This is a genomic window from Corallococcus sp. AB038B, assembly GCF_003668955.1.
GTDB classification, from domain to species: domain Bacteria; phylum Myxococcota; class Myxococcia; order Myxococcales; family Myxococcaceae; genus Corallococcus; species Corallococcus exiguus.
This window is the reverse complement of record NZ_RAWO01000068.1, coordinates 1-488: the sequence shown is the minus strand read 5'-3', so window position 1 is coordinate 488 and position 488 is coordinate 1. Positions and strand designations below refer to the sequence as shown.

Sequence of the window (488 nt, the reverse complement as noted above, 5' to 3'; positions counted from 1 at the left end):
ATGGGGATGTGGCGCTGCGCAATGCCATCCAGCGAGGCTGGGTGGAGGGGCCGCGCATCTCCGCGTGTACCCGCGCGCTCGCGCCGCAGGGTGGACAGTTCGGGCAGCTCCAGCAGCCCGTGCAGGGACTCATCGACCAGGAATACGTCACCGTGACAGGCGTGGACGAGGCGCGCCGTGCCGTGCGGCAGGCGGTGTATGACGGCGCGGACTGCATCAAGGTCATCGTCGACAATGGCCACAACATCCTCTCGGTGGAGGAGCTGAAGGTCATCGTCGAGGAAGCGCATCGGGTGAAGCGCCCGGTCGCGGCGCACACGACCAAGGACGACAGCATCCGCGCGGCGGTGGAGGCGGGGGTGGACTCCATCGAGCATGGGTATGCGTTGCCGGATGACGTGCTGGCTCCGATGGTGCGCAAGCGCATCTTCCTCGTGCCCACCGAGGGACCGCTGGAGATTTGTGAAGAGTTTCCTTCGGACGCGGGT

The 488-nt window shown here is 66.6% G+C and carries 1 protein-coding gene; it reads left to right on the top strand.

What is annotated here, in order from left to right:
• A partial coding sequence (locus D7Y04_RS42575) for an amidohydrolase family protein (RefSeq protein WP_147477333.1) occupies positions 1-488 on the top strand: 488 nt, incomplete at both ends.